General features: G+C 73.5%; 2 protein-coding genes and 1 pseudogene (1 of these 3 cut by a window edge). All 3 read left to right on the forward strand.

The window, feature by feature from the left end:
- Positions 1–5,538, forward strand: the final stretch of a protein-coding gene (locus ACFV57_RS31480) for a type I polyketide synthase (protein WP_385239188.1). It extends 22,944 nt beyond the left edge of the window; only the last 5,538 of its 28,482 coding nucleotides appear in the window; the start codon falls outside the window, past its left edge; it ends in the stop codon at positions 5,536–5,538.
- Positions 5,539–5,573: 35 nt separating this feature from the next.
- Positions 5,574–10,982: pseudogene (locus ACFV57_RS31485) on the forward strand (SDR family NAD(P)-dependent oxidoreductase); the annotation flags it as partial.
- Between the two features lie 36 nt (positions 10,983–11,018).
- Entirely contained in the window at positions 11,019–17,093 is a 6,075-nt protein-coding gene (locus ACFV57_RS31490; protein ID WP_385239190.1) for a type I polyketide synthase, read from the forward strand.
- Positions 17,094–17,117: the final 24 nt, after the last annotated feature.

Below are 17,117 nucleotides of genomic sequence, written 5' to 3' on the forward strand. Positions count from 1 at the left end.
ACCGGAGAGCGGCCCCTGGACGCCTTCGTCCTCTGCTCCTCGATCGCCGGGACCTGGGGTGCCGGCGCCCGGGGAACCGAGGCGGCGGCCGGAGCCCTGCTGGACGCCCTGGCCCGGCGGTACCGCGCACACGGGCTGCCCGCCCTGTCCGTGGCCTGGGGCGCCTGGGCGGACACCGCCGACGACAGCCTGGCCGCGCACCTGCGGGCCAACGGACTGCCCGCGATGGACACCGGGCGGGCCCTGAGCGCCCTCGCCCGCTGCGTCGGCGACGACGCGGCCTCGGTGACGGTCGCCGACGTGCGGTGGGACCGGTTCGCGCCGGCCTTCACCCGCAACCGGAGCGGCGCCCTGTTCACCGAACTCCCCGAGGCGCGAGCCGCCCTGGCGGAGCCCGAGGGCACCGAGCAGGGCACGGCGACCGGTCTCAAGGAGCGGCTCGCCGCCCGCCCGGCCGCGGAGCGGACCGAGATGCTGCTGACCCTGGTCCGCGGCGAGGTGGCCTCGGTACTCGGCTTCGCCGACGCCGACGCCGTACCGACCGGACCGGCCTTCAAGGACCTCGGCTTCGACTCGCTGACCGCCGTCGACCTGCGCAACCAGCTCGCCACCGCGACAGGCCTGTCGCTGCCCGCCACCCTGGTCTTCGACTACCCGACGGCGGAGGCGCTGGCCGGCCACCTGCGCACCGAACTCCTCGGCGAGGACGGCGACGAGCTGCCCGCCGCCACGGCGGTACGGGCGCGGGGCGCGGACGTGGCCGACGACCCGGTCGTCATCGTCGGCATGAGCTGCCGCTTCCCGGGCGGGGTCCGCTCGCCCGAGGACCTGTGGAACCTGGCCATGGGAGAGGTGGACGCCATCGGCGGCTTCCCCGTCGACCGCGGCTGGGACCTGGACCAACTGCTGCACGGCGACCGGGACGGCCGCGGCCGCACCATCGCCCGGGAAGGCGGCTTCCTGCACGACGTCGCCGACTTCGACCCCGGCTTCTTCGGCATCTCGCCGCGCGAGGCCATGGTCATGGACCCGCAGCAGCGCATCCTGCTGGAGGCGACCTGGGAGGCGCTGGAGCGCACCGGCATCGACCCGGCCGGGCTGCGCGGCGGTGACACGGGCGTGTTCATCGGCGGCGGCTCGGGCGACTACCGGCCCGAGGCGGGCCAGCTGGGCCACGCGCAGACCGCGCAGTCGGCGAGCCTGCTCTCCGGCCGGGTGGCCTACCACTTCGGCCTGGAAGGCCCGACCGTCAGCGTCGACACGGCCTGCTCCTCGTCCCTGGTGGCCTTCCACCTGGCCGCCCAGTCACTGCGCAGCGGCGAGTGCTCCATCGCGCTCACCGGCGGTGTGACGGTGATGTCCTCCCCGGTGAACTTCGTGGAGTTCGGGGAGCTGGGCGCCCTCGCGCCCGACGGCCGCTGCCGGGCCTTCGCCGACTCCGCGAGCGGCACCGGCTGGTCCGAGGGCGTGGGCGTCCTCGTCCTGGAACGGCTCTCCGACGCCCGCCGCAACGGCCACGAGATCCTCGCCGTCCTGCGCGGCTCGGCGATCAACCAGGACGGTGCCAGCAACGGCATCACCGCGCCCAACGGCCCCTCGCAGCGCCGCGTCATCCGGCGGGCCCTGGCCGACGCCGGACTGGCACCGGCCGACGTCGACGCGGTGGAGGCGCACGGCACCGGCACCACCCTGGGCGACCCGATCGAGGCCCAGGCCCTGCTGGCCACGTACGGACAGGACCGGGAACGGCCGCTGCTGCTGGGATCGCTGAAGTCCAACATCGGCCACACCCAGGCCGCCGCGGGCGTCGCCGGCGTGATCAAGATGGTGCAGGCCATGCGCCACGGCGTCCTGCCCAGGACCCTGCACGTGGACGAGCCGTCGGCGCACGTCGACTGGACCGCCGGTGCGGTCGACCTGCTGACGCAGGCGGCCGACTGGCCGCTCACCGACCGCCCCCGGCGGGCCGGCATCTCGGCCTTCGGCGCCAGCGGCACCAACTCCCACGTGATCATCGAGCAGTTCGCGCAGCCCGGGCAGCCCGCCGCGGCCGAACCCGCGGGACAGGTCCGCGGCCCGCTGCCGGTACCCGTGTCGGCCGCCGCGCCGGAGGCACTGCGGGCCCAGGCCCGGCAGCTGCACTCCTACGTGAGCGCCCGGCCCGAACTCACCACCGCCGGCCTCGCCCGGTCGCTGGCCACCACCCGCTCGGTCTTCGCACACCGCGCCGCCGTCCTCGCCGGCGACCGCGACGAGCTGCTGGACGGCCTGGCCGCGCTCGCCGACGGCCACACCACGCCGCAGGTCGTCCAGGGAGAGGCCGGCGCCCGCCGCGGCAAGCTGGCGGTGCTGTTCTCCGGCCAGGGCACCCAGCGGCTGGGCATGGGACGGGAGCTGTACGACCGCTTCCCGGTCTTCGCCGAGGCCTTCGACGCGGTGACCGCGCACCTCGACGCCGAGCTGGAACGCCCGCTGCGGGACGTCGTGTTCGACGACGCGGAGCTGCTCAACCGGACCGGCTTCACCCAGCCCGCGCTGTTCGCCATCGAGGTGGCGCTGTTCCGCCTGGTCGAGTCCTGGGGCATCCGCCCGGACTTCGCCGCCGGGCACTCGATCGGTGAGATCGCCGCGGCACACGTGGCCGGGGTCTTCTCCCTGGAGGACGCCTGCAAGGTCGTGGCCGCACGGGCCCGGCTGATGGACGCCCTGCCGGCCGGCGGCGCCATGGTCGCCGTCCAGGCCACCGAGGAGGAGACGACGGCGCTGCTGACCGAGGGCGTGTCGATCGCCGCGGTCAACGGTCCCCGGTCGACGGTCCTGTCCGGCGACGAGGACGCCGTACTGACCGTCGCGGCGAAACTCACCGCCGACGGGCGCAAGACTAGGCGTTTGCGGGTCAGCCATGCGTTTCACTCCCTGCACATGGACGCCATTCTTGAGGACTTCCGACGGATCACCGGGAGCGTGGACTACCACGCCCCCCGGATTCCGCTCGTGTCCAACGTGACCGGCGAAGCGGCGACCGCGGAGCAGGTGTGCTCCCCGGACTACTGGGTGCGCCACGTCCGTGACGCGGTCCGCTTCGGTGACGGCGTCCGCACCCTCACCGAGCGCGGCGTGACCACCTTCCTGGAACTCGGCCCCGACGGCGGGCTGTGCGCCATGGCCCAGGACACCCTGGACGCCGTGTCCTCGCAGGCGGCGGCCGTGCCGGCGCTGCGCAAGGACCGCGGCGAGCAGGAGTCCGTGCTCACCGCCCTCGCCCGGCTGTACGTCGGCGGAGCCGTCCCGGACTGGGACGCCGTACTCGAAGAGGCCGCGGCCGAACCGCGCCGCACCGACCTGCCCACCTACCCCTTCCAGCACCAGCGGTACTGGCCGGTCGCACTGCCGACGGCCGCCACCGCTGCGGGCGGCGAGGACGACGGCTTCTGGTCGGCGGTCCGCGAGGCCGACTTCGCCTCACTGGAGACGACGCTCGACGTCGACGGCGACGCACTGGCCAAGGTGCTTCCCGCGCTCGCCGACTGGCGCCGCCGGCGCGGCCAGGACAGCACCGTCGACGGCTGGCGGCAGCAGATCACCTGGCAGCCGCTGAGCACGCAGCCCGCCCGCACCCCGGCAGGCACCTGGCTCGCCGTACTCCCGGCCGGACACGCCGACGACCCCTGGGCCGCCGACGCCGTCGCCGCCCTGGGCCCGGACGCCGTACGCCTGGAAGCGCCCGGCCCCGACCGCGCGGCACTGGCCGAGCGGCTGCGGCGACTGGCCGCCGACGGGCACGAGTTCACCGGAGTGGTGTCCCTGCTCGCCCTCGCCGAAGCACCCGCACCCGGTGCGGACGCACCCGAGGCACTGGCCCTGACCACCGCCCTGATCCAGGCGCTCGGCGACGCGGACCTCGCCGCACCCCTGTGGTGCGTCACCCGCGGCGCGGTCGCCGCGGCGCCCTCCGAGCCGGTACCCGGACTCGCCCAGGCCGCCGTATGGGGCCTGGGACGGGTCGCCGCACTGGAGCACCCGCAGCGCTGGGGCGGTCTGGTCGACCTGCCCGGCACCCTCGACGAGCGGTCCGCCGCCCGCTTCGCCGAAACCCTCGCGGCTCCCGGCGGGGAGGACCAGATCGCGATCCGGCCCTCCGCCGCCCTCGGCCGCCGGCTGGTCCCCGTACCGGCCGGACGCGGCGCGGCGGAGTGGAAGCCCGACGGCACCGTCCTGATCACCGGCGGTACCGGAGCCCTGGGCGCCCACGTGGCACGTAAGCTCGCCGAGGCGGGCGCCCGGCACCTGCTGCTCCTCAGCCGCCGGGGCGCCGACGCCCCCGGCGCGGACGGACTGCGGGACGAACTCACCGCGCTGGGCGCCGAGGTCACCCTCACCGCCTGCGACGCCGCCGACCGTGACGCGCTCGGGAAGGTCCTGGCGGACCTGCCGGAGGAGGCGCCGCTGACCGGCGTGATCCACACGGCGGGCGTCCTGGACGACGGTGTCCTGGACAGCCTCACCCCGGACCGCTACGAGGCCGTGTACCACGCCAAGGCCGCCTCGGCCCTGGCCCTGCACGACCTCACCCGGGACCTGGACCTGGCCGTGTTCGCCCTGTTCTCCTCGTCCTCCGGCGCGGTCGGCAACGCCGGCCAGGCCAACTACGCCGCCGCCAACGCCTTCCTGGACGCGCTCGCCGAGCAGCGTCGCGCCGAGGGCCTGGCCGCGACCTCGATCGCCTGGGGCGTGTGGGGCGGCGGCGGAATGGCCGACGGCGACCGGGCGGCCGACGTGGCCCGGCGCATCGGAATCCGCCCGCTGGACCCGGACCTCGCCGTCGTGGCGCTGCGCCGGGCCGTCATGGACGGGCGGCCCACCGAGGTCGTCGCCGACATCGAACGCGACCGGTTCGTCCGCTCCTTCACCGCCGTACGGCCCAGCCCGCTCCTCGGCGAGGCGGCCGGGGCCGAGCACCCGGAGGCGGGGGACACCGGTGCGGACACCACCGGCGAGGCGCTGCGCGAGAAGCTGACGGCCCTGCCGCCCGCCAAGCGCCCCGAAGCCGTACTGAATCTGGTCCGCACCCGGGCCGCGGCCGTACTGGGACACCCCACGGTCGACGCCGTGGGCGCCGACCGGGCGTTCCGCGACCTCGGCTTCGACTCCCTCAGCGCCGTCGAACTGCGCAACCAGCTCGGCGCCGCGACCGGACTGTCCCTGACCGCCACGCTCGTCTTCGACCACCCCAACCCCGTCGACCTGGCAGCCCACATCCTGAGCCTGCTCGTCCCCGACGAGGGACCGGGGGCCGGCGACGGCGACCCGGACGCCTCCGGCATCAGGGCCCTGCTCGCCTCCGTCTCCATGAACAAGCTGCGTGAGATCGGCGTACTCGAACCCCTGATGAAGCTCGCCGCCGAGCAGAGCGCGGCGTCCAACGGCGAGGCCCCGGCCGCCACGGAAGCAGACGCCTACGAGGAGTCGATCGACGCGATGGACATCGCCGACCTGGTGCAGGCGGCACTCGACGGCAATTCCCCCCAAGAGCGCTGAAAGAGCGGACCATGACCACATCCAGTGAAACCGTCGTCGCGGCCCTCCGCGCCTCTCTCAAGGAAGCCGAGCACCTGCGGCGGGAGAACCGCAAACTCGTCGCAGCGGCCACCGAGCCGATCGCGATCGTGGCGATGAGCTGCCGCTACCCCGGCGGCGTGAACTCGCCCGAGGAGCTCTGGGAACTCCTGGCCTCCGGCAAGGACGCGATCAGCGCGTTCCCCACGGACCGCGGCTGGGACCTCGACGCCCTGCGGGACGCGGGCGTCGACCAGCGCGGCAACGCCGTCAGCCAGGAAGGAGGCTTCCTCGACGGCATGGCGGACTTCGACGCGGACTTCTTCGGGATCTCGCCGCGCGAATCCGTCACCATGGACCCGCAGCAGCGGCTCCTGCTGGAGACCTCCTGGGAGGCGATCGAACGCGCCGGCATCGACCCGGTGTCCCTGCGCGGCAGCCGCACCGGTGTCTTCGTCGGCACCAACGGCCAGGACTACGCATACCTGCTGGTGCGCTCCCTGGCCGACGCCACCGGCGACATCGGCACCGGAATCGCCGCCAGCGCCACTTCCGGGCGGCTGTCCTACACGCTGGGCCTGGAAGGCCCGGCCGTCACGGTCGACACGGCGTGCTCCTCCTCGCTCGTGGCCCTGCACCAGGCTTCGCACGCCCTGCGGGCCGGTGAGTGCTCGCTGGCCCTGGTCGGCGGCGTGAACGTGATGTCGTCCCCTGGTTCCCTGATGGAGTTCAGCCGGCAGGGCGGCCTCGCGGCGGACGGCCGCTGCAAGGCGTTCGCCGACGCGGCGGACGGCACCGGCTGGTCCGAGGGCGTGGGCATCCTCGTCGTCGAGCGGCTGAGCGACGCCCGCCGCAACGGTCACCCCGTCCTCGCGGTCGTCCGGGGCTCCGCCGTCAACCAGGACGGCGCCTCCAACGGCTTCACGGCGCCCAGCGGCCCGTCGCAGCAGCGGGTCATCCGCCAGGCGCTCGCGAGCGCCGGTCTGGCGGCCTCGGACGTGGACGCCGTCGAGGCCCACGGCACCGGCACCCCGCTCGGCGACCCGATCGAGGCACAGGCGCTGCTGGCCACGTACGGCCAGGGCCGCGACCCCGAGCGGCCGCTGCTGCTCGGCTCGGTGAAGTCCAACCTCGGGCACACCCAGGCCGCGGCCGGCGTGGCGGGGATCATCAAAACGGTCCTGGCGATGCGCAACGGCGTGCTGCCGCAGACCCTGCACGTGGACGCGCCGTCATCGCACGTCGACTGGTCGTCCGGCGCGGTGGACCTGCTGACGGGGCCCCGGCAGTGGCCCACGGTCGACCGCCCGTGGCGGGCGGGGGTGTCGTCGTTCGGAATCAGCGGCACCAACGCGCACGTGATCGTGGAACAGGCGGAACCGGCCGAGGAGCCGGCCACGGAACCGGTGACGACACCCACGGTGGCGCCGTGGCTGGTGTCGGGCAGGACCGAGCAGGCGCTCACGGCGCAGATCGAACAGATCGCGTCGCTGCGGGGCTCGGCGCCGCCGGTGGATGTGGGCTTCTCGCTCGCCACGGGCCGTTCGCTCTTCGAGCACCGTGCGGTACTGCTGGCTCAGAGCACCGACGGCGAGCTGTCCGAGGCGGCCCGGGGCCGCGCGGAGACGGGCCGCTCGCTGGCGGTGCTGTTCTCGGGTCAGGGTGCGCAGCGGGTCGGTATGGGCCGGGAGTTGTACGGCCGGTTCCCGGTGTTCGCCGAGGCGCTGGACGAGGTGCTGGGGCATTTCGATTCCGGGTTGCGCGATGTGATGTTCGGTGATGCGGAGGGTCTGGATGAGACCGGGTTCACGCAGCCTGCGCTGTTCGCGATCGAGGTGGCGCTGTTCCGGCTGACGGAATCCCTGGGTATCCGACCGGACTTCGTGGCCGGGCATTCGATCGGTGAGATCGCCGCCGCGTATGTGGCGGGGGTGTTCTCGCTGGCGGATGCGTGTGCGCTGGTGGCGGCCCGTGCGCGGCTGATGCAGGCGCTGCCGGCGGGCGGTGCGATGGTCGCCGTCCAGGCCACGGAAGGTGAGGTGGCTGCGCGGCTGGTGGACGGGGTATCCCTCGCGGCGGTCAACGGGCCGGAGTCGGTGGTGATCGCCGGGGACGAGACCCACGTGCTGCGGATCGCGGAGGAGTTCGCCAACGAGGGCCGCAAGACGCGGCGCCTGTCGGTGAGCCACGCCTTCCACTCGCCGCTGATGGAGCCGATGCTCGCCGACTTCCGGCAGGTGGCCGAAGGACTCTCGTACGGGCCGCCGGAGATTCCGCTCGTCTCGAACGTGACGGGCGGACTCGCCACCGAGGAACTCGTGTGCTCGGCGGAGTACTGGGTGCGCCACGTACGGGAGACCGTGCGCTTCGCCGACGGCGTCGGTGCGCTGGTGGCCGAAGGGGCGTCCGTCTTCCTGGAGGTGGGTCCGGACGGTGTGCTGACGGCGATGGCCCAGCACACCCTGGACGGGTCGGCCGTGGCCGTCCCCGCCCTGCGCAAGGACCGCCCCGAAGAGACCGCCCTGCTCACCGCGCTCGCACAGCTGCATGTCACCGGGACCGGAGTGGACTGGTCCGGGGTCTTCGAAGGCACCGGCGCCCGTCGCGTGGACCTGCCGACCTACCCCTTCCAGCACGAGCGGTACTGGCCGAGTCCGGCCGCCCTGTCGGGGGACGTGACCGGTGCGGGCCTGCTGCCGGCGGACCATCCGCTGCTGGGCGCGACGCTCGCCCTGGCCGAGGACGGCGGGGTGGTGCTGACGGGCAGGCTGTCGCTCCAGACGCACCCGTGGCTGGTCGACCACGCCATCGGCGACAACGTGTTCTTTCCGGGGACCGGTTTCCTGGAGCTGGCGACGCGCGCCGCCGACCAGGTCGGCAGCGACCGTGTCGCGGACCTCGTCCTGATGACGCCGATGGTGCTCACGGAGGAGCACGCCACGCAGGTCCAGGTACTGGTCGGGGCCGCCGACGAGGCAGGCGCCCGCACGATCTCCGTACATTCGCGTCCGGTCGGTGACGACGGGCCGTGGATCCAGCACGCGGGCGGCACGCTGGCCGGCGGGGAGCGGATCGGGGACTTCGGGCCCACGGTCTGGCCGCCGCAGAACGCGGCCGCCGTCGACCTGGAAGGCTTCTACGACGGGACCGGTTACGGCCCCGCGTTCCAGGGCCTGCGCTCGGCGTGGCGCAGCGACGACGGGGCCTACGTCGAGGTGGCGCTGCCGGAGCACGTCGCCGGTGACGCCGGGGGCTTCGGTCTGCACCCGGCGCTGCTGGACGCGGTGCTGCAGGCGCACCGCATGGCCGGGGTCGGCACCGAGGACGACCAGTTCCTGCCCTTCGCCTGGCGGGGCGTCTCGCTGCACGCGGGCGGCGCCTCCGTCCTGCGGGTCCGGGTCGTGAAGACCGCCGACGACGCGATGTCCATCACGGCCGTCGACGTCGAGGGCGCGCCGGTCCTGTCCGCCGAGGCGATGGTGATGCGGGCCTACCGCGACCCCGGCACCGGCGGGTCGGCGGCGCGGCGCGGCGCGGAGAACGGCGAGCTGTTGTCGCTGGAGTGGGTGGCGGCGCCCGAGGTGCAGCCGTCCGAGGTGCGGTGCGTGTCCCTGGGCGCGGACGTGCTGGGCGTGGGGGCGTCGGTCGCGTCGCTGTCGGAGCTGACCGGGGACGAGGACCTTGTGGTGGTCCCGGTGTCCGGTACCGGCGACGACGTTCCCGCCCGTACCCATGAGGTGACGGGCCGGGTCCTGGGCCTGCTCCAGGAGTGGGCCGGCCTGGAGGAGACCGTCGCCGCGCGGCTGGTGTTCGTCACGCGAGGCGCCGTTTCGGCCGGTCAGGGCGAGCCTGTGGCGGATGTGGCGGCGGGCGCGGTGTGGGGCCTGGTGCGCTCGGCGCAGTCGGAGCAGCCGGAGCGGATCGCGCTGGTGGATCTGCGAGACGGGGATCTCGCCGCGGTGCTGCCGGATCTGCCGGGTCTGCTGACGACCGGCGACGCCCAGTTCGTGGTGCGCGACGGCGCTGTGCGGGTGGGGCGGCTGGCCGAGCGGAGCACTGATGATGAGGCGGGGCCGGGGGAGTGGAACCCGGACGGCACGGTGCTGATCACCGGCGGCACCGGAGGCCTGGGCCGCGAGCTGGCCCGCCACCTGGTGGTGGAGCGTGATGTGCGGCATCTGCTGCTGGTCAGCCGCAGCGGGCCGGGCGCGCCGGGCGTGGACGAGCTGCGCGAGGAGCTGACCGCTCACGGTGCCGAGGTGGACGTCCGGGCGTGTGACGTGGCGGACCGTGCGGCGGTGGACGAGCTGGTGGGTTCGGTGCCCGCCGACCGTCCGCTGACCGCTGTGATCCACACGGCCGGTGTGCTCGATGACGGCGTGGTCACCTCGCTCACGCCGGAGCGGCTCTCGGCGGTGCTGCGGCCGAAGGCGGACGCGGCCTGGAACCTGCACGAGGCGACCAAGGACCTCGGCCTGGCCGCGTTCGTCCTGTACTCGTCCGTCTCGGGCGTGCTGGGTGCGCCGGGACAGGGCAACTACGCGGCGGGCAACGTGTTCCTGGATGCGCTCGCCTCGCACCGCATGGGGCTGGGACTGCCCGCGCAGTCGCTGGCGTGGGGTGCCTGGGAGCAGAGCGGGGGCATGACTTCCGCGCTCTCGGACGCGGACATGCAGCGCATGGCGTCGTACGGAACGGTGCCGCTCAGCCCCGCGCGGGGTCTGGCCCTGTTCGACGCGGCCACCGCGACCGGCGCGGCGCACCTGGTCGCGCTCGGCCGGGCGTCGGGGCAGGTACGGGCCCAGGGCCCGGTGCCGTCGGTGCTGCGCGGGCTCATCAAGGGCGCCCGGCGCACGGCCGCGGGCTCTGCGGGCTCCGCGGGTGGTGCGGAGACGGCCGCGGCACTCATCGACCGGCTGCGGGCGGCACGTCCGGAGGAGCGTACGCGGCTGCTGACCGACGTCGTGCGCACCGAGGCCGCCGCCGTGCTCGGCCACGCCTCGGCCAAGAGCGTCGATGCCCGGCGGGAGTTCAACGACCTGGGCTTCGACTCCCTGACCTCCGTCGAACTGCGCAACCGCCTGTCCGCCATCACCGGGCTCCGGCTGAGCGCCACCCTCGTCTTCGACTACCCCAACCCCGGCGCACTCGCCGAACACTTCGTCTCGGAGCTTGTGGAAGACGCCACTACGGGGCCCGGCCTGCTGGCGGAACTCGAACGGCTCGACGCCGCACTCGCCGCGGGCGAGCCCGACGCCCGTACCAGGGCCGCCGTCACCACCCGCCTGACGCAGATCCTGGAGAACTGGCGGGACTCCCAGGCGGAGGAGGACGGGGCAGAGGTCGCCGAGCGCATCGAAGCCGCCAGCACCGACGAGATCTTCGCCTTCATCGACAACGAGCTCGGCCGTCACAACGACCGTTGAGTCCGGCCCCCTTTTTCACACGGAAGGTTCCACGGCATGTCGAACGACCAAAAGCTCGTTGACTACCTCAAGTGGGTCACGAACGATCTGCACCAGACCCGCCAGCGGCTTCGGGAGGCCGAGTCCGCCAAGCAGGAGCCCATGGCCATCGTCGGGATGTCCTGCCGGCTGCCGGGTGGCGTGCGCTCGCCGGAAGACCTGTGGCAGTTGTTGACGGACGGCCGGGACGGCATCTCGGCGTTCCCCACGGACCGCGGCTGGAACCTCGACGTTCTCGCCGGTGACGGCGCCGGCAGCAGCGCCACCTCCGAGGGCGGCTTCGTGGACGCCGCCTCGTTCGACGCGGACTTCTTCGGCATCTCGCCCCGCGAGGCCGTGACGATGGACCCGCAGCAGCGCCTTCTGCTGGAGTCCTCCTGGGAAGCGCTGGAGCGCGCCGGAATCGACCCCGGGTCCCTGCGGGGCACCGACACCGGTGTCTTCGTGGGCACCAGCGGCATCGACTACACCAATGTCGTGATGAACTCCCGTGAGGACATCGAGGGGCACGGCAGCACCGGCCTCATCGCCAGCATCCTGTCCGGCCGGGTCGCCTACAGCTTCGGTCTGGAGGGCCCGGCCGTCACCCTCGACACCGCGTGCTCCTCCTCCCTGGTCTCCCTGCACCTCGCCTCCCACGCGCTGCAGTCCGGTGAGTGCTCGCTGGCGCTGGTCGGCGGCGTGACGGTGATCTCGACCCCGATGAGCTTCGTCGGCTTCACCCGGCAGGGCGGGCTGGCGCCGGACGGCCGGTGCAAGGCGTTCGCCGACGCGGCGGACGGCACCGGCTGGTCCGAGGGCGTGGGCGTCTTCGTCGTCGAGCGGCTGAGTGACGCCCGCCGCAACGGTCACCCCGTCCTCGCGGTCGTCCGGGGCTCGGCCGTCAACCAGGACGGCGCCTCCAACGGTCTGACCGCGCCCAGCGGCCCGTCGCAGCAGCGGGTGATCCGGCAGGCGCTGAACAGTGCCGGTCTGGTGGCCTCGGACGTGGACGCCGTCGAGGCGCACGGTACGGGCACCCCGCTCGGCGACCCGATCGAGGCGCAGGCGCTGCTGGCCACGTACGGCCAGGACCGCGACCCGGAGCGGCCGCTGCTGCTCGGCTCGGTGAAGTCCAACCTCGGCCACACCCAGGCAGCGGCCGGCGCGGCGGGGCTGATCAAGATGATCATGGCGATGCGGCACGGGGTGCTGCCGAAGACGCTGCACGTGGACGCGCCGACATCGCACGTGGACTGGCCGTCGGGTTCGGTGGAACTGCTGACGGAGCCCCAGGAGTGGCCCAAGACCGACCGGCCGTGGCGCGCGGGCGTGTCGTCCTTCGCCATCAGCGGCACCAACGCCCACGTCATCATCGAGCAGCCCCCGGCCGTGGAGGAGTCCGACGACGAGGAGGGGCCGCGTACCTCGCCGTCGGCCGTGCCGTGGCTGCTCTCCGCGAGAACCGGTGAGGCACTGGCCGCGCAGATCGAGCAGATCTCCGCGCTGACCGACCAGTCGCCTCTGGACCTGGGCTTCTCGCTGGCGACCACCCGGGCGCACCTGGAGCACCGTGCGGTGCTGCTGTCCGAGGGCGGCGAAACCGTCGAGGCCGCGCGTGGGTACGCCGAGTCCGCGGTCGGCAAGCTGGCGGTGCTGTTCTCGGGTCAGGGTGCGCAGCGGGTCGGTATGGGCCGGGAGTTGTACGGCCGGTTCCCGGTGTTCGCCGAGGCGTTCGACGAGGTGCTGGCTCACTTCGACGGCGGGTTGCGCGATGTGTTGTTCGGTGATGCGGAGGGTCTGGATGAGACCGGGTTCACGCAGCCTGCGCTGTTCGCGGTGGAGGTGGCGCTGTTCCGGCTGACCGAGTCGCTCGGTATCCGTCCTGACTTCGTGGCCGGGCATTCGATCGGTGAGATCGCCGCCGCGCATGTGGCGGGGGTGTTCTCGCTGGCGGATGCGTGTGCGCTGGTGGCGGCGCGGGCGCGGCTGATGCAGGCGCTGCCTGCGGGCGGCGCGATGGTCGCGGTCCAGGCCACGGAAGGTGAGGTGGCGGCGCGGCTGGTGGACGGTGTGTCGATCGCGGCGGTCAACGGGCCGGAGGCCGTGGTGATCGCCGGGGACGAGGCGGAGGCGCTCCGTATCGCGGAGGAGTTCGCCAAGGAGGGCCGCAAGACCCAGCGGCTGGCGGTCAGTCACGCCTTCCACTCGCCGCTGATGGAGCCGATGCTCGCGGACTTCCGGCGGGTGGCCGAGGGGCTGTCGTACGAGGCCCCGCAGATCCCCATCGTCTCGAACCTGACGGGCGGACTCGCCACCGGGGAATCGGTGTGCTCGGCGGAGTACTGGGTGCGCCACGTACGGGAGACCGTGCGCTTCGCCGACGGGGTACGCGCCCTGGTGGCCGAAGACGTCGATGTCTTCCTGGAACTGGGCCCGGACGGTGTGCTGACGGCGATGGCCCAGCACAGCCTCGACGCTACCGAGGGCCAGGTGGCCGTATCGGCCCTGCGCAAGGACCGCCCCGAGGAGACGGCGCTGCTCACAGCCCTGGCGCGGCTGCATGTGGCAGGAGTCGAGGTGGACTGGTCCGGGATCTTCCACGGCACCGGTGCCCGTCGCGTGGACCTGCCGACCTACCCCTTCCAGCACGAGCGGTACTGGCCGCGTCCGGCCGCCCTGTCGGGAGACGTGAGCGGTGCGGGCCTGCTGCCCGCGGAACACCCCCTGCTGGGCGCGACGCTCACCCTCGCCGACGACGGCGGGGTGGTGCTGACGGGCAGGCTGTCGCTCCAGGCCTATCCCTGGCTGGCCGACCACACCATGGGCGGCAACGTGCTCTTCCCGGCCGCCGGTTTCCTGGAGCTGGCGACGCGCGCCGGTGACCAGGTCGGCTGCGAGCGGCTCCAGGACTTCGTGCTGATGACGCCGCTGGTGCTCACGGAGGAGCACGCCACGCAGGTCCAGGTGCTGGCCGCGGCCGCCGACGAGGCGGGCAACCGTACGGTCTCGGTGTACTCGCGCCCGGACGGCGCCCTCGACCAGCCGTGGACCCAGCACGCGGGCGGCACGCTGGCCGGCGGGGAGCGGATCGCCGACTTCGGGCCCACGGCCTGGCCGCCGCAGGACGCGGTCGCCGTCGACCTGGAGGACTTCTACGACGGGACCGGTTACGGCCCCGCGTTCCGCGGCCTGCGTTCGGTGTGGCAGTTCGACGACGGGGCCTATGTGGAGGTGGCGCTGCCCGAGCAGGTCGCCGAGGACGCCGGGGCCTACGGGCTGCACCCGGTCCTGCTGGACGCGGTGCTCCAGTCGCGCCGGCTGGCCGGTGTCGGCAGCCAGGGCGACCAGCGCCTGCCGTTCGCCTGGCAGGGTGTGTCGCTGCACGCCGCGGGCGCGTCGGTGCTGCGGGCACGGGTGCTGAAGACCGGCGAGGACTCGGTGTCCATCGCGGCCGTCGACGTCGAGGGCGCGCCCGTCCTGTCCGTCGAAGAACTCGTACTGCGCGGCCAGCAGGCCGACGCGGGCGCCGCGACGGCAGCACGGCGCGGCGCGGGCACGGACGCGCTGCTGTCGCTGGAGTGGGTGGCGGCGCCCGAGGTGCAGCCGTCCGAGGTGCGGTGTGTGTCCTTGGGCGCGGATGTGCCGGGCGTGGGGGCGTCGGTCGCGTCCCTGGCCGAGCTGACCGGCGACGAGGACTTCGTGGTGGTTCCCGTAACCGGCACGGGCGACGACGTCCCCGGCCGTACCCACGAACTCACCGCGCAGGCGCTGGGCGTGCTGCAGGAGTGGCTGGGCCGGGAGGATTCGGGCACCTCGCAGCTGGTGTTCGTCACGCGTGCCGCCGTCTCTTCCGTCGAGGGCGAGCCTGTGGCGGATGTGGCCGCGGGCGCCGTGTGGGGCCTGGTGCGCTCGGCGCAGTCGGAGAATCCCGGGCGGATCGCGCTGGTGGATCTGCGGGACGGGGATCTCGCCGCGGTGCTGGCGGACCTGCCGGGCCTGCTGACGACCGGCGACGCCCAGTTCGTGGTGCGCGACGGTGCCGTACGGGTCGGGCGGCTGGCCGAGCGGGGCGAGGGCGCCGCGCTGGTGCCGGGGGAGTGGAACCCGGACGGCACGGTGCTGATCACCGGTGGCACCGGAGGCCTGGGCCGTGACCTGGCCCGGCACCTGGTGGTGGAGCGTGATGTGCGGCATCTGCTGCTGGTCAGCCGCAGCGGGCCGGGGGCGCCGGGCGTGGACGAGCTGCGCGAGGAGCTGACCGCTCACGGTGCCGAGGTGGACGTCCGGGCGTGTGACGTGGCGGACCGTGCGGCGGTGGACGAGCTGGTGGGTTCGGTGCCCGCCGACCGTCCGCTGACCGCTGTGATCCACACGGCCGGTGTGCTCGATGACGGCGTGGTCACCTCGCTCACGCCGGAGCGGCTCTCGGCGGTGCTGCGGCCGAAGGTGGACGCGGCCTGGAACCTGCACGAGGCGACCAAGGGCCTCGACCTGGCCGCGTTCGTGCTCTACTCGTCCATTTCGGGCGTGGTCGGCTCTCCGGGACAGGGCAACTACGCCGCGGGCAACGTGTTCCTCGACGCGCTCGCCTGGCACCGGGCCGGACAGGGGCTGCCCGCCCAGTCCCTCGCCTGGGGAGCCTGGACACAGGGCGGAGGCATGACCGCCTCCCTCTCGGACGCGGACATGCAGCGCATGGCGTCGTACGGGACGGCACCGCTCAGCCCGGAACGCGGCCTGGCCCTGTTCGACACGGCCACCGCGACCGGCGCGGCGCACCTGGTCGCGGTCGGCCGGGCGTCGGGGCAGGTACGGGCCCAGGGCCCGGTGCCGCCGGTGCTCCGCGGACTGGTCAAGGGCGGCCGGCGCACCGCCGCGGGCGCAACGGGCCGTACGCAGAACTCCGCGACGCTCATCGACCGGCTGCAGGCGGCACGACCGGAGGAGCGTACGCAGCTGCTGACCGACGTCGTGCGCACCGAGGCCGCCGCCGTACTCGGGCACGCCTCGGCCAAGAACCTCGACGGCCGGCGCGAGTTCTACGAGCTGGGCTTCGACTCCCTGACCTCCGTCGAACTGCGCAACCGCCTCTCCGCCATCACCGGACTGCACCTGTCGGCAACCGTCGTCTTCGACAGCAAGACCCCCGCCGACCTCGCCGCCCGACTCTACGGCGACCTCGCCGAACAGTCCTCCCTGGACGGCTCCGGAGCCCAGGGGGGCTTCCTTCCGGCCGCGCCGGAGACCGACTCGCTGGAGCGGCTGTTCCTCGACGCCCTGGACAACGACAAGATGGCGGAGGCCCAGCAAATGATCTCCGCCCTCGGCGCCCTGCGTCCGAACTTCGAGAACACCGCCGAACTGGAGGATCTGCCGCTCTCGGCCACCCTCGCCGACGGCCCCGACGCACCGCGGCTGATCTGTGTCAGCACCCCCACCGCCAACGGCGGCGTACACGAATACGCCCGCCTCGCCGCGCCCTTCCGGGGCGAGCGGCACGTCAGCGCGCTGCCGCTGGTCGGCTTCGCCACGGGGGAGCGGCTGCCGGCCACCCCCGAGACCGCGGTGCGCGTCATCGCGGAGAGCGCGCTGCGGGCCAGCGACGGCAATCCCTTCGTCCTGCTCGGGCACTCGTCCGCCGGCGCCTTCGCCTACCTGGCGGCGGCCCTGCTGGAGAACACCTGGGGCATCAGGCCGGAGGCCGTGGTGCTGCTGGACACCATCAGCATCCGGCACGAGAGGAGTGCGGACGTCGACTTCCGGGGCCTGATGCGGCGCCACTTCATGGTCGACGAGGTCGCGCCGGTACGGATGACCAACTCCAGGCTGTCCGCCATGGGGCGCTGGATGGGCATGCTGAACCAGCTCGAAATGCAGCACACGACCGCCCCCGTACTGATCGTCCGTGCCGCCCAGGAGATCTTCGGCATCAAGACCGTCACCGGCCTCGACGCCGATCAGCCCGGCGGCGGGGACTCGCCGACCGAGGTCCGCAGCGTGGACGCGGACCACTTCTCCATGGTCCGTGACGACGCCCCGGAGACCGCGCGGATCATCAAGGAATGGCTCGGCTCCCTCGGCGAGGCGTAACCACCGCCACCGGAGCAGAACGCC

It is taken from the genome of Streptomyces sp. NPDC059788 (assembly GCF_042732265.1).
In the GTDB taxonomy this organism is placed as follows: Bacteria; Actinomycetota; Actinomycetes; order Streptomycetales; family Streptomycetaceae; genus Streptomyces.